Origin of the sequence: Haemophilus parainfluenzae T3T1 (assembly GCF_000210895.1) — a bacterium.
Lineage (GTDB): Bacteria > Pseudomonadota > Gammaproteobacteria > Enterobacterales > Pasteurellaceae > Haemophilus_D > Haemophilus_D parainfluenzae_A.
In genome coordinates this window covers 1,753,767-1,777,169 of record NC_015964.1, presented here as the reverse complement: position 1 = coordinate 1,777,169, position 23,403 = coordinate 1,753,767, and the positions used below count along the sequence as shown (strand labels likewise).

The 23,403-nt window shown below is 41.8% G+C and carries 15 protein-coding genes, 2 tRNA genes, 3 rRNA genes and 2 pseudogenes; 17 read left to right on the top strand and 5 right to left on the bottom strand.

What is annotated here, in order from left to right; genetic code table 11:
- Positions 1–6: 6 nt before the first annotated feature.
- The 10 genes from PARA_RS08770 (at position 7) to rnd (ending at position 11,512) form a co-directional block, all read left to right on the top strand.
- Positions 7–1,546 (top strand): 16S ribosomal RNA (locus tag PARA_RS08770).
- A gap of 82 nt (positions 1,547–1,628) precedes the next feature.
- A tRNA-Ile gene (locus PARA_RS08765) sits at positions 1,629–1,705 on the top strand.
- Between the two features lie 53 nt (positions 1,706–1,758).
- Positions 1,759–1,834 (top strand) — tRNA-Ala (locus PARA_RS08760).
- A gap of 244 nt (positions 1,835–2,078) precedes the next feature.
- A 23S ribosomal RNA gene (locus PARA_RS08755) occupies positions 2,079–4,976 on the top strand.
- A 144-nt stretch (positions 4,977–5,120) separates the two neighbouring features.
- Positions 5,121–5,236, top strand: a 5S ribosomal RNA gene (gene rrf, locus PARA_RS08750).
- The 16S, 23S and 5S rRNA genes sit together here with 2 tRNA genes alongside, the layout of an rRNA operon.
- Positions 5,237–5,357: 121 nt before the next feature.
- On the top strand, positions 5,358–7,280 hold the full coding sequence (locus PARA_RS08745) for an ATP-dependent DNA helicase (RefSeq protein ID WP_014065455.1): 1,923 nt from the start codon (positions 5,358–5,360) through the stop codon (positions 7,278–7,280).
- Between the two features lie 2 nt (positions 7,281–7,282).
- Positions 7,283–7,993 carry a tRNA (adenosine(37)-N6)-threonylcarbamoyltransferase complex dimerization subunit type 1 TsaB gene (gene tsaB, locus PARA_RS08740; RefSeq protein ID WP_014065454.1) on the top strand — a complete coding sequence of 237 codons (711 nt, stop codon included), beginning with the start codon at positions 7,283–7,285 and terminating at the stop codon, positions 7,991–7,993.
- A gap of 20 nt (positions 7,994–8,013) precedes the next feature.
- A complete protein-coding gene (locus tag PARA_RS08735) occupies positions 8,014–8,556 on the top strand; it encodes a Slp family lipoprotein (RefSeq protein ID WP_014065453.1) in 543 nt (180 codons plus the stop codon).
- Positions 8,557–8,602: 46 nt separating this feature from the next.
- A complete protein-coding gene (gene fadD, locus PARA_RS08730; RefSeq protein WP_014065452.1) occupies positions 8,603–10,291 on the top strand; it encodes a long-chain-fatty-acid--CoA ligase FadD in 1,689 nt (562 codons plus the stop codon).
- A gap of 69 nt (positions 10,292–10,360) precedes the next feature.
- A complete protein-coding gene (rnd, locus tag PARA_RS08725; protein ID WP_014065451.1) occupies positions 10,361–11,512 on the top strand; it encodes a ribonuclease D in 1,152 nt (383 codons plus the stop codon).
- 87 nt (positions 11,513–11,599) lie between these two features.
- Here the strand turns inward: rnd and pta are convergent.
- From pta to PARA_RS08715, 3 genes and pseudogenes are all read right to left on the bottom strand, one after another.
- Positions 11,600–12,589 (bottom strand): annotated as a pseudogene (pta, locus tag PARA_RS08720) (phosphate acetyltransferase); the annotation flags it as partial.
- Positions 12,590–12,772: 183 nt separating this feature from the next.
- Positions 12,773–13,051, bottom strand: a pseudogene (locus PARA_RS10525) (phosphate acetyltransferase); the annotation flags it as partial.
- Between the two features lie 64 nt (positions 13,052–13,115).
- On the bottom strand, positions 13,116–14,321 hold the full coding sequence (locus tag PARA_RS08715) for an acetate kinase (RefSeq protein WP_014065449.1): 1,206 nt from the start codon (positions 14,319–14,321) through the stop codon (positions 13,116–13,118).
- Between the two features lie 221 nt (positions 14,322–14,542).
- Here PARA_RS08715 and yfbV point away from each other — a divergent pair, with 221 nt between their 5' ends.
- From yfbV to purF, 3 genes are all read left to right on the top strand, one after another.
- Positions 14,543–14,989, top strand: coding sequence for a terminus macrodomain insulation protein YfbV (yfbV, locus tag PARA_RS08710; RefSeq protein ID WP_014065448.1), 447 nt, complete (start codon positions 14,543–14,545; stop codon positions 14,987–14,989).
- Positions 14,990–15,094: 105 nt separating this feature from the next.
- Positions 15,095–15,586, top strand: a complete 492-nt coding sequence (locus PARA_RS08705; protein ID WP_005696203.1) for a CvpA family protein — start codon at positions 15,095–15,097, stop codon at positions 15,584–15,586.
- A gap of 14 nt (positions 15,587–15,600) precedes the next feature.
- Positions 15,601–17,118: an amidophosphoribosyltransferase gene (gene purF / locus PARA_RS08700; RefSeq protein WP_014065447.1), complete on the top strand. Its 1,518-nt coding sequence runs from the start codon at positions 15,601–15,603 to the stop codon at positions 17,116–17,118.
- Positions 17,119–17,244: 126 nt separating this feature from the next.
- Here purF and dacB read toward each other — a convergent pair whose 3' ends face one another.
- The gene (dacB, locus tag PARA_RS08695; RefSeq protein WP_014065446.1) at positions 17,245–18,684 is read right to left on the bottom strand and encodes a serine-type D-Ala-D-Ala carboxypeptidase; all 1,440 of its coding nucleotides are present in this window, start codon (positions 18,682–18,684) and stop codon (positions 17,245–17,247) included.
- A gap of 151 nt (positions 18,685–18,835) precedes the next feature.
- On the opposite strand from dacB, the gene greA reads away from it, so the two are divergent.
- Positions 18,836–19,312 (top strand): transcription elongation factor GreA, encoded by a 477-nt coding sequence (gene greA / locus PARA_RS08690; protein WP_014065445.1) that lies wholly within the window; start codon positions 18,836–18,838, stop codon positions 19,310–19,312.
- A gap of 32 nt (positions 19,313–19,344) precedes the next feature.
- Here the strand turns inward: greA and yhbY are convergent, their stop codons facing one another.
- Positions 19,345–19,644: a ribosome assembly RNA-binding protein YhbY gene (gene yhbY / locus PARA_RS08685; protein ID WP_014065444.1), complete on the bottom strand. Its 300-nt coding sequence runs from the start codon at positions 19,642–19,644 to the stop codon at positions 19,345–19,347.
- A 166-nt stretch (positions 19,645–19,810) separates the two neighbouring features.
- Here yhbY and rlmE point away from each other — a divergent pair, with 166 nt between their 5' ends.
- The 3 genes from rlmE (at position 19,811) to folP (ending at position 23,376) form a co-directional block, all read left to right on the top strand.
- On the top strand, positions 19,811–20,443 hold the full coding sequence (gene rlmE / locus PARA_RS08680) for a 23S rRNA (uridine(2552)-2'-O)-methyltransferase RlmE (protein ID WP_005697532.1): 633 nt from the start codon (positions 19,811–19,813) through the stop codon (positions 20,441–20,443).
- A gap of 92 nt (positions 20,444–20,535) precedes the next feature.
- Positions 20,536–22,434 carry an ATP-dependent zinc metalloprotease FtsH gene (gene ftsH / locus PARA_RS08675; RefSeq protein WP_041918271.1) on the top strand — a complete coding sequence of 633 codons (1,899 nt, stop codon included), beginning with the start codon at positions 20,536–20,538 and terminating at the stop codon, positions 22,432–22,434.
- A gap of 114 nt (positions 22,435–22,548) precedes the next feature.
- Positions 22,549–23,376: a dihydropteroate synthase gene (folP, locus tag PARA_RS08670; protein WP_041918270.1), complete on the top strand. Its 828-nt coding sequence runs from the start codon at positions 22,549–22,551 to the stop codon at positions 23,374–23,376.
- The last annotated feature ends 27 nt before the right edge of the window (positions 23,377–23,403 follow it).

Here is a 23,403-nt window from a genome sequence, read left to right as displayed (position 1 = left end):
GAACTTGAATTGAAGAGTTTGATCATGGCTCAGATTGAACGCTGGCGGCAGGCTTAACACATGCAAGTCGAACGGTAACATAAAGAAGCTTGCTTCTTTGATGACGAGTGGCGGACGGGTGAGTAATGCTTGGGAATCTAGCTTATGGAGGGGGATAACTACGGGAAACTGTAGCTAATACCGCGTAATATCGAAAGATTAAAGTGTGGGACCTTTGGGCCACATGCCATAGGATGAGCCCAAGTGGGATTAGGTAGTTGGTGAGGTAAAGGCTCACCAAGCCGACGATCTCTAGCTGGTCTGAGAGGATGACCAGCCACACTGGGACTGAGACACGGCCCAGACTCCTACGGGAGGCAGCAGTGGGGAATATTGCGCAATGGGGGCAACCCTGACGCAGCCATGCCGCGTGAATGAAGAAGGCCTTCGGGTTGTAAAGTTCTTTCGGTAGCGAGGAAGGCATTTAGTTTAATAGACTAGGTGATTGACGTTAACTACAGAAGAAGCACCGGCTAACTCCGTGCCAGCAGCCGCGGTAATACGGAGGGTGCGAGCGTTAATCGGAATAACTGGGCGTAAAGGGCACGCAGGCGGTGACTTAAGTGAGGTGTGAAAGCCCCGGGCTTAACCTGGGAATTGCATTTCATACTGGGTCGCTAGAGTACTTTAGGGAGGGGTAGAATTCCACGTGTAGCGGTGAAATGCGTAGAGATGTGGAGGAATACCGAAGGCGAAGGCAGCCCCTTGGGAATGTACTGACGCTCATGTGCGAAAGCGTGGGGAGCAAACAGGATTAGATACCCTGGTAGTCCACGCTGTAAACGATGTCGATTTGGGGGTTGAGCTTTAAGTTTGGCGCCCGTAGCTAACGTGATAAATCGACCGCCTGGGGAGTACGGCCGCAAGGTTAAAACTCAAATGAATTGACGGGGGCCCGCACAAGCGGTGGAGCATGTGGTTTAATTCGATGCAACGCGAAGAACCTTACCTACTCTTGACATCCAGAGAACTTTCCAGAGATGGATTGGTGCCTTCGGGAACTCTGAGACAGGTGCTGCATGGCTGTCGTCAGCTCGTGTTGTGAAATGTTGGGTTAAGTCCCGCAACGAGCGCAACCCTTATCCTTTGTTGCCAGCGATTAGGTCGGGAACTCAAAGGAGACTGCCGGTGATAAACCGGAGGAAGGTGGGGATGACGTCAAGTCATCATGGCCCTTACGAGTAGGGCTACACACGTGCTACAATGGCGTATACAGAGGGAAGCGATAGTGCGAGCTGGAGCGAATCTCACAAAGTACGTCTAAGTCCGGATTGGAGTCTGCAACTCGACTCCATGAAGTCGGAATCGCTAGTAATCGCAAATCAGAATGTTGCGGTGAATACGTTCCCGGGCCTTGTACACACCGCCCGTCACACCATGGGAGTGGGTTGTACCAGAAGTAGATAGCTTAACCTTCGGGAGGGCGTTTACCACGGTATGATTCATGACTGGGGTGAAGTCGTAACAAGGTAACCGTAGGGGAACCTGCGGTTGGATCACCTCCTTACCAAAAACGAGAGACAATAAGTGTCCACACAGATTGATTGATATATTGTAGACAATATAGAGCAGAAAGCCGTTATTCCCTTGGGTCTGTAGCTCAGGTGGTTAGAGCGCACCCCTGATAAGGGTGAGGTCGGTGGTTCAAGTCCACTCAGACCCACCACTCAAACTGAGTGAGTGACGAAGGTGAATAAGGTAATAAATAAACGATGACATGGGGATATAGCTCAGCTGGGAGAGCGCCTGCCTTGCACGCAGGAGGTCAGCGGTTCGATCCCGCTTATCTCCACCACTTATCATCGTTAAGTAAATTGACTGATTTAATGCTTAAAATGCTTTAATGAGTTTATTTAACGATGATAACTGAAAATGTTATTTCTGTTCTTTAACAACCAGGAAACAAGCTGAAAAACTGAAGAGACTTTCAAGTCCTTTAAAGGATAAGAAAAAGTCTGAGTAAGAATAAAATCTTGATTGAACAAAAGCAATCAAGTGTTTAGTTGAAAACACAACATCAAGAATTTTTGAGGTTGTATAGTTAAGTGACTAAGCGTACAAGGTGGATGCCTTGGCAATCAGAGGCGATGAAGGACGTGCTAATCTGCGAAAAGCTTGGATGAGTCGATAAGAGGCGTTTAATCCAAGATGTCCGAATGGGGAAACCCAGTAGATGAAGAATCTACTATCACTTACTGAATCCATAGGTAAGTGAGGCAAACCGGGAGAACTGAAACATCTAAGTACCCCGAGGAAAAGAAATCAACCGAGATTTCGTTAGTAGCGGCGAGCGAACGCGAAGGAGCCTGTTAGTGATAATGACAGAGACAGAGGAACAAGCTGGGAAGCTTGGCGATACAGGGTGATAGCCCCGTACTCGAAGTCCAGGTCATGGTACTAAGCTAACGATAAGTAGGGCGGGACACGTGATATCCTGTTTGAAGATGGGGGGACCATCCTCCAAGGCTAAATACTCCTGATTGACCGATAGTGAACCAGTACTGTGAAGGAAAGGCGAAAAGAACCCCGGTGAGGGGAGTGAAATAGAACCTGAAACCTTGTACGTACAAGCAGTGGGAGCCCTTTTGGGGTGACTGCGTACCTTTTGTATAATGGGTCAGCGACTTATATTTTGTAGCGAGGTTAACCGAATAGGGGAGCCGAAGGGAAACCGAGTCTTAACTGGGCGTCTAGTTGCAAGGTATAGACCCGAAACCCGGTGATCTAGCCATGGGCAGGTTGAAGGTTGGGTAACACTAACTGGAGGACCGAACCGACTAATGTTGAAAAATTAGCGGATGACTTGTGGCTGGGGGTGAAAGGCCAATCAAACCGGGAGATAGCTGGTTCTCCCCGAAATCTATTTAGGTAGAGCCTTGAGCGGACACCTTCGGGGGTAGAGCACTGTTTCGGCTAGGGGTCCATCCCGGATTACCAACCCGATGCAAACTACGAATACCGAAGAGTGATACTCAGGAGACACACGGCGGGTGCTAACGTCCGTCGTGGAGAGGGAAACAACCCAGACCGCCAGCTAAGGTCCCAAAGTCTATATTAAGTGGGAAACGAAGTGGGAAGGCTTAGACAGCTAGGATGTTGGCTTAGAAGCAGCCATCATTTAAAGAAAGCGTAATAGCTCACTAGTCGAGTCGGCCTGCGCGGAAGATGTAACGGGGCTCAAATATAGCACCGAAGCTGCGGCATCAGACGAAAGTCTGTTGGGTAGGGGAGCGTTCTGTAAGCGGATGAAGGTGAATCGAGAGGTTTGCTGGACGTATCAGAAGTGCGAATGCTGACATAAGTAACGATAAAACGGGTGAAAAACCCGTTCGCCGGAAGACCAAGGGTTCCTGTCCAACGTTAATCGGGGCAGGGTGAGTCGGCCCCTAAGGCGAGGCTGAAAAGCGTAGTCGATGGGAAACGGGTTAATATTCCCGTACTTGGATAAACTGCGATGTGGGGACGGAGCAGGTTAGGTTATCGCACTGTTGGATATGTGCGTTTAAGTTTGTAGGTGTGAAGTTTAGGCAAATCCGGACTTCTTTAACACTGAGAGATGATGACGAGGCTCTACGGAGCTGAAGTAACCGATACCACACTTCCAGGAAAAGCCACTAAGCTTCAGGTTTATCTAAACCGTACTGAAAACCGACACAGGTGGTCAGGTAGAGAATACTCAGGCGCTTGAGAGAACTCGGGTGAAGGAACTAGGCAAAATAGCACCGTAACTTCGGGAGAAGGTGCGCCGGCGTAGATTGTAGTCCCTTGCGGGCGAAGGTTGAACCGGTCGAAGATACCAGCTGGCTGCAACTGTTTATTAAAAACACAGCACTCTGCAAACACGAAAGTGGACGTATAGGGTGTGATGCCTGCCCGGTGCTGGAAGGTTAATTGATGGTGTAATCGAAAGAGAAGCTCCTGATCGAAGCCCCAGTAAACGGCGGCCGTAACTATAACGGTCCTAAGGTAGCGAAATTCCTTGTCGGGTAAGTTCCGACCTGCACGAATGGCATAATGATGGCCAGGCTGTCTCCACCCGAGACTCAGTGAAATTGAAATCGCCGTGAAGATGCGGTGTACCCGCGGCTAGACGGAAAGACCCCGTGAACCTTTACTATAGCTTGACACTGAACATTGAATTTTGATGTGTAGGATAGGTGGGAGACTTAGAAGCAGTCACGCCAGTGATTGTGGAGTCGTCCTTGAAATACCACCCTTTAACGTTTGATGTTCTAACGAAGATTACGAAACGTGGTCTCGGACAGTGTCTGGTGGGTAGTTTGACTGGGGCGGTCTCCTCCCAAAGAGTAACGGAGGAGCACGAAGGTTTGCTAATGACGGTCGGACATCGTCAGGTTAGTGCAATGGTATAAGCAAGCTTAACTGCGAGACAGACAAGTCGAGCAGGTACGAAAGTAGGTCATAGTGATCCGGTGGTTCTGAATGGAAGGGCCATCGCTCAACGGATAAAAGGTACTCCGGGGATAACAGGCTGATACCGCCCAAGAGTTCATATCGACGGCGGTGTTTGGCACCTCGATGTCGGCTCATCACATCCTGGGGCTGAAGTAGGTCCCAAGGGTATGGCTGTTCGCCATTTAAAGTGGTACGCGAGCTGGGTTTAGAACGTCGTGAGACAGTTCGGTCCCTATCTGCCGTGGGCGTTGGAGAATTGATTGGGGCTGCTCCTAGTACGAGAGGACCGGAGTGGACGCACCACTGGTGTTCCGGTTGTGTCGCCAGACGCATTGCCGGGTAGCTAAGTGCGGAAGAGATAAGTGCTGAAAGCATCTAAGCACGAAACTTGCCAAGAGATGAGTTCTCCCTGTCTTTAAGACAGTAAGGGTTGTTTAAGACTAAGACGTAGATAGGTCTGGTGTGTAAGCGGTGCGAGCCGTTGAGCTAACAGATACTAATTGCCCGAGAGGCTTAACTATACAACGCTCAAGGGTTTTGGGTGTTGAGAAGACGAAACAAACTCAGAAAAGAAGAAAGTTTTAAGGTTAAATCAGCTTGTTTGGTTGTGAGCACTAGAGATAGTGAGAGCAGAAAGAGATAGAAGAAGTTATTAAAGGAATAATCCTGGCGGCGATAGAGCGGTGGTCCCACCTGACCCCATACCGAACTCAGAAGTGAAACGCCGATGCGCCGATGGTAGTGTGGGGCTTCCCCATGTGAGAGTAGGACACCGCCAGGTACTGAATGTGAACCCCGAGCTGAATGGCTTGGGGTTTTTGTTTTATATAAAATATTAGAATTCATATATAAATGAGTCTAATAATGATAAAATCTTCGCCTATTTCTAGATAGCAATAATTATGAAAAAACAGATAAGTAAGATCTTTTCCAGTGATGGCGAATTGAGTAAGAATATCAAAGGATTTAAGCCACGAGCAGAGCAGCTCGAAATGGCTCAATCTGTAGGATATGCTATTCAACATAAGCGATCGCTTGTTGTAGAAGCTGGAACAGGCACAGGAAAGACTTTTGCTTATTTGGCGCCGGCACTCATTGCAGGAAAAAAAACAATCATTTCAACTGGCTCTAAAAATCTACAAGATCAGCTTTTTTCAAGAGATCTACCAGCCATAAAAAAAGCCTTAAATTATTCTGGAAAAATTGCGTTATTGAAAGGACGATCCAATTATTTGTGTTTGGAGCGTCTGGATCAAGTTATTGCTCAAGGTGTGCTTGGGGATAAATCTGTTTTAGCCGATTTAAGTAAAGTAAGAAAATGGAATAATGCGACGAAAACAGGTGATTTGACCGAATGTATTGAATTGGCTGAAGATAGCCCAATTTTGCCTCAATTGACGAGTACGGCAGAAAGTTGTTTGGGAACAGATTGCCCTAACTACGCTGAATGTTATGTTGCACAAGCTCGTAAAAAGGCATTAAATGCAGATCTCGTTGTTGTAAATCATCATCTTTTCTTTGCTGATATGGCGGTAAAAGAAAGTGGCTTTGGTGAGCTTATTCCCAATGCAGAAGTTATTATTTTTGATGAAGCACATCAACTTCCCGATATAGCAAGCCAGTATTTTGGTCAATCATTAACCTCTCGCCAGTTATTTGATTTATGTAAAGATATAAATATTGTTTATCGAACAGAATTGAAAGATATGCCACAGCTTGGCACAACGGCAGATACTTTGCTTAAAGTCATTCAGGATTTCCGTCTTCTACTTGGTGAAGGAAATCAGCGAGGAAATTGGCGTGAGCTATTTAAGCAAAGTGCGGTCAAAAAATCGGTTGAATTATTACAAGAAAAAATTGAGTTTCTTTCTGAGGTTATCAAGATTGCATTAGGTCGCTCTCAAACCTTGGATAGTATTTTTGAACGTATTGAAAGTATCAAGAATCAATTAACGCGTCTTTGTGATACGGCCATTGTTGGCTATTGTTATTGGTACGAAAGTATGGGACGACAATTTGGTTTACATATTACGCCACTTACTGTCGCAGATAAATTTGGTGAACAGTTAAATAATAAAGAAGCCGCTTGGATTTTCACCTCGGCAACGCTTGAAGTCGGCGGTACTTTTAATCATTTCTGTCAGCGACTTGGTATTGAGCAAGCAGAACAAAAAATTCTTCACAGTCCTTTTGATTATCCTAATCAATCGCTACTTTGTGTGCCACGTTATTTGCCGGCAACGAATCAAAATAATACGTTACAATCTCTTGGTGAAATGTTGTTGCCTATCATTGAAGCGAATAAAGGTCGATGCTTTGTGCTTTGTACTTCCTATTTAATGATGAGAGGCTTGGCAGAGTATTTTAGAGAAAATAGTGAGCTTTCTATCTTATTACAAGGTGAAATGCCTAAAGCTAAATTACTCGAACAATTTATTCATGAAACCCATAGTGTATTGGTTGCCACCTCTAGCTTTTGGGAGGGCGTGGATGTCCGTGGTGATGCTCTTTCCTTAGTCATTATTGATAAATTGCCTTTTACCGCACCAGATGAACCTTTACTAAAAGCACGTATTGAAGATTGCCGATTACAAGGTGGCGATCCATTTAATGATATACAGATCCCTGAAGCGGTTATTACGCTGAAACAAGGTGTAGGACGCCTAATTCGAGATGTTACTGATCGTGGTGCGGTAATTATTTGTGATAATCGTCTTGTTATGCGAAATTACGGCGAAACCTTTCTAAAAAGTTTACCTAATTCAACCCGTACCCGAGATCTCAACAAAGTGGTACAATTCTTACAAAATGAGAAAATGGATTAATAATGAAAAATATCACCTTATTAGCACTTGATACTTCAACAGAAGCCTGTTCTGTTGCACTTTGGCATAAAGGCGAAAAAACATATTTAGATGAATTAGCGCAACGTACACACACAAAACGTATTCTTCCAATGATTGATGAGTTACTTGCCAATTCAGGTATCAATTTGAAGCAAGTAGATGCGTTAGCATTTGGACGCGGCCCTGGTAGTTTTACTGGTGTTCGTGTTGGTGCAGGGATTGCTCAAGGGCTTGCATTTGGTGCTGATTTACCTGTTATTGCGGTATCAAATTTAACAGCAATGGCTCAGGCTGCATTTGAATTACATCAAGCTGAAAATGTGGCAGCTGCCATTGATGCAAGAATGAATGAAGTTTATTTTTCTCAAATAAAACGAGAAAAAGTGCGGTCAGAATTGGGTGAGTTTTTCCAATGGAATCCTGTTATTGAAGAACAAGTTTGCCAACCAGAAAAAGTACTTGAGCAATTTTCAGATTTAACCGCCTATCGAGTCGGAACAGGTTGGGCTGCGTATCCTCAATTTAAAGACAGTGGTTTAGAAGGGAGTGATATTATTTTACCTTCTGCACAATATATGCTTGAGCTTGCTTTAACAGATTATGCGCAGAATAAAGTCATATCTGCCTTGGAAATTGAACCGGTTTATTTGCGTAATGAAGTAACTTGGAAAAAATTACCTGGGCGTGAATAATTTTTAAAAAGGAGTTGAAGATGAATAAAAAAACGATCTTAGTTTTGACCGCACTTTCGGCCACATTAGTGGGATGTGTTAATGCACCGAAAGGATTGGAAAAAGAGCAGTTTACTCTAAAATCATTATCTTCAATTCAACCGAGTGATTATAGCTGTCAGTGCAAATCAATTCGTTTGGGCGGAAAAGTATTAACAGCACAAGCCTTGCCAAATAAAACTAAGATTGAAGTATTAAGCTATCCAGTTTATTCAAGCTCAGCAAAACCTATGATTGATGAACAACCTAATGGACGTTTTATTACTTATCTTGATGGTTTTGTGGAGCCAGAAAGTTTAAAAGACCAATTTATTACAATTGGCGGCACCTTACTGAAAACAGAACAAGGCAAGGTTGATCAAGCCAATTATATTTATCCGGTTATTAAAACCAATCATTATCGTGTCTGGAAACTTTCGCAAAGCTATTATTATCAAGATGATATATGGGATGATTGGGGCTTTTTTGGTCGACGACCATATTATTGGTATGGCGAGCCTGAAATTCGCTATTATCTCTATTAACTACATGATAAAATTAAGAAAATTTTCCAAAGAATAAGGATAAAAAATGGAAAAAGTTTGGTTTCAAAATTATCCAGAAGGTTCACCAACCACGCTGGATACCTCAAAATATGATTCGATTCTTGATATTTTAGATAAAGCAATTCGTGAGCATCCAGACCGTCCTGCTTATATCAATATGGGACAAGTGCTAACTTTTCGCAAATTAGAAGAGCGAAGCCGTGCATTTGCTGCATATTTACAAAATGAATTGAAATTAAAACGTGGTGATCGTGTTGCTCTCATGATGCCGAATTTATTGCAATATCCTATTGCGCTTTTCGGTATCTTACGAGCGGGCCTAGTTGTCGTAAACGTGAATCCACTTTACACCCCACGTGAATTAGAACATCAGTTACAAGATAGCGGCGCAACGGCGATTGTTGTTGTTTCAAACTTCGCTTCAACCTTAGAAAAAATCGTGTTTAATACTAAAGTGAAACACGTGATTTTAACAAGAATGGGTGATCAGCTTTCTTTTGGTAAGCGTAATTTGGTCAATTTTGTGGTGAAATACGTCAAAAAGTTAGTGCCAAAATATAAATTACCGAATGCAGTGACTTTCCGTGAAGTGTTAAGCATTGGTAAATATCGCCAATATGTTCGTCCACAAGTGGATCGTGAAGATTTAGCTTTTTTACAGTATACAGGCGGTACAACAGGTGTTGCCAAAGGTGCAATGCTGACACATGGCAATATTATTACCAATATTTTCCAAGCGAAGTGGATTGCAGAGCCATTTATTGGCGATCATGCTAAGCAACGTGTTGCCGTACTGGCTTTACCGCTTTATCATGTCTTCGCCTTAACGGTAAACTGTTTACTTTTCTTAGAGCTTGGCGTGACTGCGCTTTTAATTACGAATCCACGTGATATTGATGGCTTTGTTAAAGAGCTCAAAAAATACCGCTTTGAAGCGATTACAGGGGTAAATACCTTGTTTAATGCGCTGCTTAATAATGAAAATTTCAAAGAAGTGGATTTTTCACGATTAAAACTTTCTGTTGGCGGCGGTATGGCGATCCAACAATCAGTCGCAACACGTTGGCATGATTTAACCGGCTGTAACATTATTGAAGGTTACGGCATGACAGAATGCTCACCGCTAATTGCCGCTTGTCCGATTAATGTGGTGAAACACAATGGTACAATCGGTGTACCAGTGCCAAATACTGATATTAAGATTATCAAAGACGATGGCTCAGAAGCACAACTTGGTGAAGCCGGAGAGCTTTGGGTTAAAGGTGAACAAGTCATGCGTGGGTATTGGCAACGTCCTGAAGCGACAGCTGAAGTACTTAAAGATGGCTGGATGGCAACGGGTGACATCGTCATTATGGACGAGAGCTATAGCCTCCGTATTGTTGACCGCAAAAAAGACATGATCTTGGTTTCAGGGTTTAACGTTTATCCAAATGAAATCGAAGATGTGGTGATGCTAAATTACAAAGTCGCTGAAGTCGTCGCTATCGGTGTACCACATGAGGTGTCGGGAGAAACTATTAAAATCTTCGTTGTGAAGAAAGATGATAGCCTCACGCGTGATGAATTACGTCAGCATTGCAGACAACATCTCACAGGTTATAAAGTCCCGAAAGATATTGAGTTTCGCGATGAATTGCCGAAAAGTAATGTAGGCAAAATTTTAAGACGCATACTGCGTGATGAAGAAATAGCAAAACGCGCGCAACATTAATTAAATCAGGGATATGTGTTCATATCCCTGTTTAGTCTGTACCTCTATTTGAAAATACATCCTATTACAATGATAAAAGAATGCCAAAATCAACCGCACTTTACATTAATTCAAAATAATGAAGAACTGGCTCAGGTTTGTCAGTTAGCACGTCAGCAAAGTGCGGTCGCTTTAGATACCGAATTTATGCGGGTATCGACCTATTATCCTAAATTAGGATTAATTCAACTTTATGATGGTGAACGTGTTTCATTGATCGATCCTTTATCCATCACTGATTTTTCACCTTTTGTAGAATTATTACGCGATCAGCTGGTGACAAAAATTTTGCATGCTTGTAATGAAGATTTATTGGTTTTCTTACAAGAGTTTGATGCACTTCCACAACCTATGATGGATACGCAAATTATGGCACGTTTTCTCGGTTTTGCTAATTCAGCGGGTCTAGCCAAATTGGTGTTACATTATTTAGGCATTGAAATGGATAAAGGGGCGACCCGTACAAACTGGTTAAAACGTCCACTTTCACCTGTACAGCTACAATATGCTGCAGGGGATGTGTGGTACTTATTGCCAGTCTATCAAAAAATGCAAATAGAATTAGCGCAATCACCTTGGCTTCAAGCCGTAATTGATGATTGCCAGCTTGCGATCTCGAAAACCAGTAAATTAGATGATCGCGATCCAAATAAAGCTTATTTGGATATTCCGAATGTTTGGAAATTGAATCCGCTCGAATTAGCGCGTTTACAGCTATTGGCCAAATGGCGACAAGAAACTGCAATTGCGCGAAATTTAGCCCTTTCTTATGTGGTGAAATCTGACAACCTTTGGAAAGTAGCAAAAAATAATCCTCGCAATACGTCAGAAATGCTAGCGCTTGGATTATCTGAAAATGAAGTGCGTGTACGCGGCAAAAAGATGCTTCAATTGTTAGCACAAAGCCGCCGAATTTCCCCTTATGATTACCCTAAACGCTTAGTGCGTATTGTGGATGATCCTCGTTATAAAAAGGCAATTCGATTGTTACAAGAAAAAGCCTATGAACTGACCCCAAAAGGATTAACCCTCGATATTCTGGCGAGTAAACGAAATTTAGAAGATCTCATTAAATGGGTCTGGTTAAAAAATGAAGATATGGCAAAACAGCCCGATTTACTTTTAGGGTGGCGAAGAGAGATTGGCTTGAAGCTGGTTGAATACTTAAAATCCGTAGAGTAGTCATTTAAAACAAGCCTAAAAATAACCGCACTTTGAATCATCAAAAGTGCGGTTATTTTCTTTAGTGTTTTACAACGATGGCTTTAATTAAGCTTGAGTTGCTTGGATTGCAGTTAATGCGATGGTGTAGATGATATCATCCACTAATGCACCACGAGATAAGTCATTAACCGGTTTACGCATACCTTGAAGCATTGGGCCTACAGCGACTAAATCAGCAGAACGTTGAACTGCTTTATAGCCGATATTACCTGCGTTGATATCAGGGAATACAAATACGTTTGCTTGGCCTGCTACTTTAGAGTTTGGTGCTTTAGACGCCGCCACATCTTTCATAACCGCAGCATCGTATTGTAATGGACCGTCGATTAATAAATCAGGACGTTTTTCTTGTGCAATACGCGTTGCTTCTTTCACTTTCTCTACAGATTGACCTGAACCAGAAGTACCGGTAGAGTAAGAAAGCATTGCAACTTTTGGATTTAAACCAAACGCTTTGGCAGATTCAGCGGATTGGATTGCGATTTCAGCCAGTTGTTCAGCGGTTGGTTCTGGGTTTACTGCACAGTCACCATACACTAATACTTGGTCTGGTAATAACATGAAGAATACAGACGAGATAATTGAGCTACCTGGTGCGGTTTTAATGATTTGCATCGGTGGACGAATGGTATTTGCAGTGGTGTGAACGGCACCAGAGACTAAACCATCTACTTCGCCCGCTTCTAACATCATCGTACCTAATACAACGGTATCTTCTAATTGTGCACGTGCTTGTTCTTCAGTTAAACCTTTAGATTTGCGTAATTCAACTAAACGAGCAACATAGTTTTCACGTACGTCAGCTGGATTGATGATTGTTACGTCAGCACCTAAAGTCACGCCTTGTTCTGCCGCAATTTTTTTCACGGATTCTGGATCCGCTAATAACACCGATTTTGCAATACCACGTTCAGCACAGATAGCTGCTGCTTTAACGGTACGAGGTTCATCACCTTCTGGTAATACGATAGTTTTACCCGCTTTACGTGCTAAGTCAGTTAATTTGAAACGGAATGCTGCTGGAGAAATACGTGCTTCACGAGCAAGTGGTGCAGAAATTGCCGCAGCTAATGTTTGTGCATCTAAGGCTTTAATTTTGCTGGCTTGCGCACCAAATACACCTAAGATGTCAGCGTTGTTCACACCGCCAAATTCTGAAGCAACAGCTTCTACTAATGTGCCTTCTTCATTGTTTGCCACTAAGATGATTTGTGCATCTAAGGTTTGCGCAATCGCAAAGTTTAAGCTATTTGCAAAAGGTGCTTGAGCTAAAGGTTGAACACCTTTAACAACCACTAGATTTGCATTTAATGCTTGGAAATCAGCCACGATTTTTTCTAACAATACGTCTTTTTGATTATTTGCGATTAATGCTTGAGCGGCTTTTACATCTTCTACTGCATTGAATACGACCGCGCCTGTTGTTTTAGCTGCGTCTAGTGCTGCTGCTAAATTTGCTTCTGCACTAGTTGGAATAAGAATAACTGCTTTAGTCATTTTGATATACCTTTTAATGAATGAAAAAACCTGCTGATTTCTCAGCAGGTTTGAAGGAAGTTGATTAGCCCGCTAAACGTGCTGTATCTTGTGCAATTACTAATTCTTCGTTAGTTGGAAGAACGATCGCTTTGAATGCAGAGTCATCAGCAGTGATCACGCCAGATTTACCAAAGCGAGCAGCAAGGTTGCGTTCTTTGTCTAATTTGATGCCGAATAATTTTAAGTGGCCTAAGGCTAATTCACGAACGTGAGCAGAGTTTTCACCAATACCACCCGTAAATGCGATGGCATCTAAGTGATCATCACCTAAAACGGCCATGTATGCACCGATGTATTTCGCTAAACGGTAGCTGTAAACATCTAATGCACGTTTTGCTTCTGGTTTAGATGCATCGTCGTAGTTATCTTCTGCATAACGGCAGTCACTTGTTACTTCAGTTAAACCTAAAAGACCTGATTTTTTCACTAAAGTCTCTTCGATTTGATCCATTGACATACCTAATTCTTTATATAGGTAGAAAACGATTGCAGGGTCGATATCGCCACAACGTGTACCCATCACTAAACCTTCTAACGGGGTTAAGCCCATAGAAGTGTCGATACATTTACCATGACGAACCACAGAAACAGAACCTCCGTTACCTAAGTGACAGATAATTGCGTTTACTTGGTCTGCCGGTTTACCTACGTATTCAGCTACTTCACGAGAAACGAAGTAGTGGCTGGTACCGTGTGCACCGTAGCGACGTACGCCGTGTTCTTTGTAAAGTGAGTATGGAAGTGCATATAAGTATGCTTCTTCAGGCATGGTTTGGTGGAATGCTGTATCAAATACGACAACGTTCTTATCTTTTAAGTGTGGGAATGTTTTGAATGCTTCACGGATACCGATTAAGTGAGCTGGGTTGTGAAGTGGAGCAAATTGTGCTGCATCTTCAATACCTTTAACCACTTCATCTGTTACAACAACAGATTGGGTGTATTTCTCACCACCGTGAACGATACGGTGACCAATCGAGGTGATAGAGTTTTTAAGCTCATCAGTCATAATATTTGACGCGATGAAGTTAAGCGCTTCAGTGTGCGCTGCACCAGCACCTAAATCTGCGCTACCTTTTTCACCGTTAAGTTTCCATTTGATACGAGCTTCAGGAAGATAAAATGCTTCTGCTAAGCCTGATAATTTTTCTTCACCTGTTGCAGGATCAAGGATTGCAAATTTTAATGAAGAACTACCACAGTTAAGGATGAGAACAAGTTTTGACATAGGAACCCTATTTTTGATTGAGGTTAATAAAAATCCATTCAAAAGAACAGACTACAAATCTTGCATAGAATACACCTTTTAGCGTATAAAATAAATTAACTGGAGGGGAAAAATACGATCTTTTATTAGAAAAGTTGAAAATTTCAACAGTTTCTAGTTAAGGATGACAATTAAACCTAAACTAGAGTATTATAAGTGCGGTTATTTTCTAGGATGTTTTTATGTCATCATTTTTTTCAACCTTAAAATGTGGGCAAATATATTTGCAAACGTGGCCATTAGAAGCAAAGCTCGGCATTATTTTTCCCGAAAATCGCATTATTAAAGCCACGAAATTTGCACAAAAGTTCATGCCTTTTATGGCGGTATTTTCGGTGGTTTGGCAACAGCTTTATGCCAAGACGGATCTTACTGCATTAGCGATTGCTATTTTGACCGCACTTTGTGCGTTAGTGACGCCATTGCAAGGCTTATATTGGTTGGGGAAACGAGCAAAATCACCCTTAGAACCGCAAAGTTCTCAGTGGTTTTATGAGATTAGTGAACGTTTGAGAAAACAACATGAAAGTTTGCCAACCGTGCAAGATAAACCGACATATCAGCACTTGGCAGAAGTATTACGAAAGGCACAGCAGAAATTGGATAAAGCATTTTGGCAAGAAATCTAGCCAATTGCTTCAAATTTAATTGACGCAAACGTTTTCCTTTTGTGTTTTTTTTATGTAAAATACTGCGGTCGCAATGGCGACCCTTTTTAATTGAGAGACTATTTAATGATTGATTATATTATCATTGGCATCATCGCATTTTCGATTATCGTGAGTTTATTACGTGGATTTGTGCGAGAGGTGATGTCCCTTGCAAGCTGGGTCGTTGCATTTATTGTTGCTAGCCAATTTTATCCTTATCTCGCCACTTATCTCACTCAAATCGAATCTGACTACGTGCGTAACGGCACCGCAATCGGCATTTTATTTGTTTTAACCTTAATCGTAGGTGGCATTGTTAATTATGTGATTAGCCAATTAGTGGATAAAACAGGACTTACCGGAACAGATCGTGTTCTCGGTGCGGCATTTGGCTTAATTCGTGGGGCGTTAATCGTTGCTGCGATCTTATTCTTCTTGGATACCTTCACTAACTTTGAACAAACCGATTGGTGGAAAGAATCAAAATTAATTCCTCATTTCGGCTTCATTATTGAATGGTTCTTCCAACAACTACAAGCAAGTTCTAGTTTTTTAAACTCAACTTTTAAACAATAAGGTAGTCAATCAGTATGTGTGGAATTGTCGGTATCGTTAGCCAAAATCCGGTTAATGAATCCATTTATGCAGCATTAACGTTATTACAGCATCGAGGTCAAGATGCGGCAGGGATTGTCACGGTCGATGATGAAAACCGCTTTCGTTTGCGTAAGGCTAATGGTCTTGTAAGCGATGTCTTCAGACAAGAACATATGTTACGTTTACAAGGCAATGCTGGCCTCGGACATGTACGTTATCCGACTGCAGGCAGTTCAAGTGTATCTGAAGCGCAGCCTTTCTATGTTAACTCACCTTATGGTTTAAGCCTTGTTCACAATGGCAACTTAACCAACTCAGCCGAATTAAAAGATAAATTATTTAAAGAAGCGCGTCGTCATGTAAATACCAATTCGGATTCAGAACTACTTCTCAATATCCTTGCCAACCATTTGGATAGAGTGAATAAATACCATCTCGATCCACAAGACATTTTTGATGCAATTCGTGCAACACATAAAGATATCCGTGGTGCTTATGCATGCTTAGCCATGATTATTGGACATGGCATGGTAGCATTTCGCGATCCGTTTGGTATTCGTCCACTCGTGTTAGGTAAACGAGAAGAAAATGGTTCTGTGGAATATATGTTTGCCTCTGAAAGTGTGGCGTTAGATGTCGCAGGTTTTGAATTAGTACGTGATGTTGCACCGGGCGAAGCGATTTATGTGACCTTTGATGGCCAGCTTTATGCTGAGCAGTGCGCAGAAAGTGCGGTCTTAAATCCGTGTATTTTTGAATACGTGTACTTTGCTCGTCCTGATTCAACAATAGATGGTGTGTCTGTCTATGCCGCACGAGTTCACATGGGCGAACATTTAGGTAAAAAAATTGCTAAAGAATGGGTTGAGGAAGCAGACAACATTGATGTTGTGATTCCAGTACCAGAAACTTCAACTGACATTGCTTTACAGATTGCGAAAATTTTAGGCAAACCTTATCGTCAAGGTTTTGTGAAAAATCGCTATGTTGGCCGTACATTTATCATGCCTGGTCAAGCACAACGTATCAGTTCAGTCCGTCGCAAGCTCAATACGATTAAAGCAGAATTTAAAGACAAAAATGTGTTATTAGTCGACGATTCTATTGTTCGTGGTACCACATCTGAACAAATTGTGAGTATGGCTAGAGCAGCAGGTGCGAAGAAAATTTACTTTGCATCTGCGGCACCAGAAATTCGTTATCCGAATGTATACGGTATTGATATGCCTACAAAACAAGAACTTATTGCCTATGGCCGCAATGTTGATGAAATTGCGAAATTGATTGGCGTAGATAAATTAGTTTTCCAAGATCTTGAGGCGTTGACTGAATCAGTACGCCAAGAAAATCCAGCTATTCAAGGCTTTGATTGTTCAGTCTTTACTGGTGAATATATTACGGGCGATATCACACCAGAATACCTTGATAGCATCGCTTCTCAACGTAGTGATTCGGCAAAGAAAAAACGTGAAAAAGATGCAAGCAACCTTGAAATTCATAATGAAGGTTAATCGCATTTAAGGTCGTAAAAAAGCACTAAATTCAATGAAGCGTTTAGTGCTTTTTCTTTTTGGTTAAATATAAAGAAAAATGACCGCACTTGATGTATTCAAAGTGCGGTCATTTTTTTATGCGTTTTAGTCTTTATAAAAATCGTTATAAAGTGTACTTTCAAATTGCACAAGTGGTGCTCGTTTTGTCTTACTTTCTAAATCACCAGTGGAGTAACCATTGATAAATTGAACGAAAGCCACTTTTTCACCTCTTGCATTGGTCATAAAACCAGCAAGGTTATAAACACCTTTTAATGAGCCTGTTTTCGCAATGACATTTTTAACCAATGGTGGATTAATTAACCCGCCGCGTCCGCTGATGGTTCCATCCACACCTGCAATCGGGAAAGTTTCCATTAAATGCAGTGTATCTTCATTTTTAGCGATGTACTCCAAAACAGAAAGCATGGTTTTCGGTGCAACCAAATTGTGACGAGAAAGGCCAGAACCATCGGCTAAAATGCTGTTGCCAAATTTAATGCCTTGTTTTTGTAATACTGATTTAACCGCCAATGTACCTAATTGGAATGAAGCTGGGCGTTTATAGTAATTGTAGGCTACCGCTCTAAATAAAGCATCTGCAATCTGGTTATCTGATTTTTTCATCATTTTTTTCAATAATTCAGGCAGTGGTTTAGATAAATGTTGTGCAAGTTTTTGCCCTTGCTGTGGTTTTTGAGGCTGTTTCACTTTACCTGTAAATTCGATGCCAAGACGTTTTAGTTGGCGTTGAATAATAGCAGCTGCATAGGCATCTGGATCTTGTACAGCAAAACTGAGCCCGAAAGGTTTTGCTTGACGCGCAATACAGCCTTTAACTTGATAGCGATTATTGTCGTGAACAACAACGTCTAACTGGCAATAACCGGCCTCTTGCTGATCCACAATATAAACTTGTCCGAAAACTTGAATAGGAAATTGAGCGGGAACGTTAATTTTGACGGTTTCACCTACAGGTTGATTCGCATCCAGTTCTGCATAGAAACAGTTATTATCGATGTTTGCCGCAGCAGGAGGAGAGTTAAAGCACATGGTGAGATCGTTCCAAATCCAACCCAACCCACGGTCGTGGCTCGCAAAGACAGAGGTATCTAACACGAGATCGCCGTTAATCTTCTGAATACCTTGATTTTTTAAATTAGCGAGTAGGGTATAAAGTTGGCCACTGGTGAGATCGGGGTCCCCAGTAAATTGCACAACAAGATCACCTTCTAAGGTATTATTCTGAGTTTTTCCGTTACTTAAAAGTGAAGTCTCAAACTGGAAAGCATCACCTAATACTAATTTAGCTGCCACAGCGGTAAAGATCTTTTGCGTACTGGCTGGCAACATAAAGGTTGATCCATTGTAATCGGCAATAATTTGATCTTTATTGAGGTTTTTGGCAATGATGCCAGCCGATGCACCTTCCGGTAAATATTGGGTGATTGAAGTAACATTAACTTCAGCCATAGAAGAAAAAGAAAATCCGAGAGTGATAAATGCCGCTTTAAGTGCGGTCGAAATGGAAGATTTTTTACTCATTTTTGTACTGTTCTAGTTGCTATTTTTCTTAAGACGGATAATAATAAGCCCCGAACTCAATTGAGTAAATCATTTTTTATTTTTCATTGGCTACGGCAAGGTTGCAAGACGTTGTCGTGGTTTTGTTTTTACCAAATTTCAAGGAAAAAGAATGAAACAAATTCCAATGACCGTGCGCGGTGCGGAGTTATTACGAGAAGAATTAGATTTCTTAAAAAATGAGCGTCGCCCAGAAATTATCAAGGCGATAGCTGAAGCACGTGAGCACGGCGACTTAAAAGAAAATGCAGAATATCACGCCGCGCGTGAGCAACAAGGTTTTTGCGAGGGACGTATTCAAGAGATTGAAGGCAAACTTGCAAATTGTCAGGTTATCGATGTCACTAAATTACCTAATAACGGTAAAGTTATTTTTGGTGCCACAGTTGTATTAGTGAATACCGATACCGATGAAGAAGTGACTTATCAAATCGTAGGTGATGATGAGGCAGATATTAAATCAGGTTTGATTTCTGTGAATTCACCGATTGCCCGTGGTTTGATAGGCAAAGAGTTGGATGATACCGTGAATATCACCACACCAGGTGGAACGGTTGAGTTCGAGATTATTGAAGTTAATTACATCTAAAAAAACATCCCCTCAAATTGAGGGGATAACAATTATTTACGAGGCAGCTGTATTTTGCCTTCTTCGCTTGGTCTATAAAGAACCAAAATATGTCCGATAGTTTGAACGTTAGATGATTGTGTTTCACGCACGATCGCATCGATGATAAGTTGTTTGGTTTCACGATCTGCGCCAGCAATTTTCACTTTGATGAGTTCGTGATGATTTAATGCATTATCGATTTCGGCCAATACCCCTTCGGTTAAGCCGTTACCGCCAAGCATGACGACAGGACTAAGGTGATGAGCGAGTCCTTTTAAAAATTGTTTTTGTTTTGTTGATAAAATTGTCATAAGGGATCCTTTAATAAAATGAATATTTGTCATGAAGAGACCGAAAAAAACGGTCAGGAAAAATGTGGTTTTTCAGCACTTTTTGGTAAGTCTAGCCTTGAATTAGGCAGATTGTACCCAAATATAGATGAAACTACTACAAAAAATAGTACAAAAGATAGAGTTTATGGGAAAGAAAAAACGTTCAGCGAGTTCTTCTCGTTGGCTAAACGAACATTTTAAAGATCCGTTTGTTCAGAAAGCACACAAGCAAAAATTACGCTCTCGTGCTTACTTTAAACTAGATGAGATTCAACAAACAGATAAATTGTTCAAGCCAGGAATGACCGTAGTGGATCTCGGAGCTGCTCCAGGTGGTTGGTCACAATATGTCGTGAGCCAAATCGGTGGAAAGGGAAGAGTCATTGCGTGTGATATTTTGGACATGAATCCAATTGTCGGCGTTGATTTTTTACAAGGCGATTTCCGTGATGAAAACGTGTTGAATGCATTATTAGAACGGGTTGGGGAAGCTAAAGTTGATGTAGTGATGTCCGATATGGCACCGAATTTTAGCGGTATGCCATCGGTTGATATTCCGCGAGCAATGTATTTAGTAGAACTGGCTTTAGATATGTGTAAGCAAGTTTTGGCGAAAAAAGGCAGTTTTGTGGTCAAAGTATTCCAGGGAGAAGGCTTCGATGAATATTTACGTGAAATTCGTTCGCTGTTTAGTGTGGTAAAAGTACGTAAGCCAGAAGCCTCTCGTGGACGTTCTCGCGAAGTTTATATTGTCGCGAGTGGTTATAAAGGCGAATAATTGCTTTGATAGCTTTTCATTGTGTCACGGATGAGATAGTATTTCGTTTTATTTTAATTAACTTAAGAAAGGCAGGTTAAACCTTGAACGATATGGTCAAAAATCTAGTTCTATGGGTTGTGGTTGCAGTTGTCATGATGACAGCTTACCAAAGTTTTAACTCCAATGGCGTGAGTGACTCAACAGATTACACAACTTTTGTGTATGATGTGAGTAATAGTCAAGTGAAAGAAGCGCGTTTTGATGCGAATGAAATCACTGTGACCAAAAATGACGGTTCTAAATATATGACCGTTATGCCACCGTTGGAAGATAAAAAACTCTTAGATGACTTATTAAATAAAAAAGTCAAAATCGAAGGTACGCCTTTTGAAAAACGTAGTTTACTATCACAAATTTTGATTTCGTGGTTCCCGATGCTATTCCTTGTTGGGGTATGGATTTTCTTCATGCGCCAAATGCAAGGTGGTGGTGGCAAAGCCATGAGCTTTGGTAAAAGTCGCGCTAAAATGCTGAACCAAGACCAAATCAAAGTCACTTTTGCGGACGTTGCAGGTTGCGATGAAGCAAAAGAAGAAGTCGGTGAAGTGGTTGATTTCTTGCGTGAACCGAAAAAATTCCAAAACCTTGGCGGTAAAATTCCAAAAGGTATCTTGATGGTTGGCCCTCCAGGTACAGGTAAAACTTTATTAGCTAAGGCTATTGCGGGGGAAGCAAAAGTACCTTTCTTTACCATTTCAGGTTCTGACTTTGTAGAGATGTTTGTGGGTGTTGGTGCTTCTCGTGTACGTGATATGTTCGAGCAAGCGAAGAAAAATGCACCATGCTTAATCTTTATTGATGAAATTGATGCGGTAGGTCGTCAACGTGGTGCCGGCTTAGGTGGTGGACACGATGAGCGTGAACAAACCCTTAACCAGATGTTAGTTGAAATGGATGGTTTCGGTGGTAACGAAGGCGTAATCGTTATTGCCGCAACGAACCGTCCAGATGTACTTGACCCTGCACTAACTCGTCCAGGCCGTTTTGACCGTCAAGTTGTTGTGGGCTTACCAGATGTGAAAGGCCGTGAGCAAATTTTAAAAGTACACATGCGTAAAGTGCCAGTTGCTGATGATGTTGATGCGATGACACTTGCTCGTGGTACACCAGGTTATTCAGGTGCGGATTTAGCGAACTTGGTTAATGAAGCGGCATTATTTGCTGCGCGTAGCAATAAACGTACTGTATCGATGCTTGAGTTTGAAAAAGCCAAAGATAAGATCAATATGGGACCTGAACGTCGCACCATGATCATGACGGATAAACAAAAAGAATCTACAGCGTACCATGAAGCGGGTCACGCGATTGTGGGTTACTTAGTGCCTGAACATGATCCGGTACATAAAGTGACGATTATTCCTCGTGGCCGTGCATTAGGTGTAACTTTCTTCTTACCTGAAGGCGATCAAATTAGTATCAGCCAAAAACAATTAGAAAGTAAACTTTCAACACTTTATGCGGGACGCTTAGCAGAAGATTTGATTTATGGTGAAGAAAATATTTCTACCGGTGCATCTAACGATATTAAAGTGGCAACGAATATTGCACGTAATATGGTGACTCAATGGGGCTTCTCAGATAAACTCGGTCCGATTCTTTACACTGAAGATGAAGGCGAAGTGTTCTTAGGTCGCTCAATGGCGAAAGCAAAACATATGTCTGACGAAACAGCACATGCAATTGATGAAGAAGTTCGTGCTATTGTAAATCGTAACTATGCGAGAGCAAGACAGATTTTGATCGACAATATGGATATTCTTCACGCCATGAAAGATGCGTTAGTGAAATATGAAACCATTGAAGAAGAACAAATCAAGCAATTGATGAATCGTGAACCTGTTACACCACCATCTGGTTGGGAAGATAACAAAGACACGAAACCAACAGCAAAACCGAAGGAAGAGAAAACTGAAAGTGCGGTTAATCATTCAGAAGATCCTGAAGCATAAAATTAAAGCCTTCCTAATTGGGAAGGCTTTTTTATTTATTATTTCATTCTTTTCATGACTATATTCCGTTATAATCTAACCCTTCAAATTTGATTTAAAAATTGACCGCACTTTATGAAACTTTATGCTAATAACAAATGTCTAGATTTATCATTCCCTCAAATTATGGGGATTTTGAATTTCACACCTGATTCGTTTTCTGATAGCGGGCAGTTTTTCAGTCTAGACAAAGCATTATTTCAAGTTGAAAAAATGCTGAACGAAGGTGCAACAATTATTGATATTGGCGGTGAATCAACTCGTCCAATGGCGGAAGAAGTGTCTGAAACTGAAGAATTGCAACGAGTGATACCTTTGGTTGAAGCCGTGCAAAAACGTTTTGAGTGTTGGATTTCAGTGGATACCTCTAAAGCAATTGTGATGCAAGAAGCGGCGAAGGTCGGCATGGATTTAATCAATGATATTCGTGCTCTACGTGAACCTGGTGCACTCGAAATAGCAGGACAGTTGAATTTACCCACTTGTATTATGCATATGCAAGGACAACCTCGTACAATGCAAACTAATCCGCATTACGATGATGTGGTTCAAGATGTTTATCAGTTTTTAACTGATAGAACTCAAGCTTGTTTAGCAGCAGGCATAGCCAAAGAAAATATTATTTGGGATATGGGGTTTGGTTTTGGTAAAACAGTACAGCATAACTACAAGCTTTTACAACAGTTGGCTCACTTCTGTGAAAGCGGATATCCTGTTTTAGCAGGGCTTTCACGCAAATCGATGATTGGTGCTGTATTAGATAAGCCCGTGACTGAACGTGTTGTAGGAAGTGTAGCTGGCGCATTAATTGCGGCACAAAATGGATCGACAATTTTGCGTGTACATGATGTAGCAGCAACAGCAGATGCCTTGAAGGTATGGCAGGCAACGCAACAAGCGTAAAAAACTAACAGATTTTATATGTTGTAG

Excerpts from the sequence above, each read along its gene's own strand:
- yfbV (WP_014065448.1), top strand. The coding sequence starts at position 14,543 with ATGTCATCATTTTTTTCAACCTTAAAATGTGGGCAAATATATTTGCAA.
- rnd (WP_014065451.1), top strand. The coding sequence starts at position 10,361 with ATGATAAAAGAATGCCAAAATCAACCGCACTTTACATTAATTCAAAAT.
- folP (WP_041918270.1), top strand. The coding sequence starts at position 22,549 with ATGAAACTTTATGCTAATAACAAATGTCTAGATTTATCATTCCCTCAA.
- rlmE (WP_005697532.1), top strand. The coding sequence starts at position 19,811 with ATGGGAAAGAAAAAACGTTCAGCGAGTTCTTCTCGTTGGCTAAACGAA.
- PARA_RS08705 (WP_005696203.1), top strand. The coding sequence starts at position 15,095 with ATGATTGATTATATTATCATTGGCATCATCGCATTTTCGATTATCGTG.
- fadD (WP_014065452.1), top strand. The coding sequence starts at position 8,603 with ATGGAAAAAGTTTGGTTTCAAAATTATCCAGAAGGTTCACCAACCACG.
- PARA_RS08735 (WP_014065453.1), top strand. The coding sequence starts at position 8,014 with ATGAATAAAAAAACGATCTTAGTTTTGACCGCACTTTCGGCCACATTA.
- PARA_RS08745 (WP_014065455.1), top strand. The coding sequence starts at position 5,358 with ATGAAAAAACAGATAAGTAAGATCTTTTCCAGTGATGGCGAATTGAGT.
- greA (WP_014065445.1), top strand. The coding sequence starts at position 18,836 with ATGAAACAAATTCCAATGACCGTGCGCGGTGCGGAGTTATTACGAGAA.
- ftsH (WP_041918271.1), top strand. The coding sequence starts at position 20,536 with ATGGTCAAAAATCTAGTTCTATGGGTTGTGGTTGCAGTTGTCATGATG.
- PARA_RS08715 (WP_014065449.1), bottom strand. The coding sequence starts at position 14,321 with ATGTCAAAACTTGTTCTCATCCTTAACTGTGGTAGTTCTTCATTAAAA.
- dacB (WP_014065446.1), bottom strand. The coding sequence starts at position 18,684 with ATGAGTAAAAAATCTTCCATTTCGACCGCACTTAAAGCGGCATTTATC.
- purF (WP_014065447.1), top strand. The coding sequence starts at position 15,601 with ATGTGTGGAATTGTCGGTATCGTTAGCCAAAATCCGGTTAATGAATCC.
- yhbY (WP_014065444.1), bottom strand. The coding sequence starts at position 19,644 with ATGACAATTTTATCAACAAAACAAAAACAATTTTTAAAAGGACTCGCT.
- tsaB (WP_014065454.1), top strand. The coding sequence starts at position 7,283 with ATGAAAAATATCACCTTATTAGCACTTGATACTTCAACAGAAGCCTGT.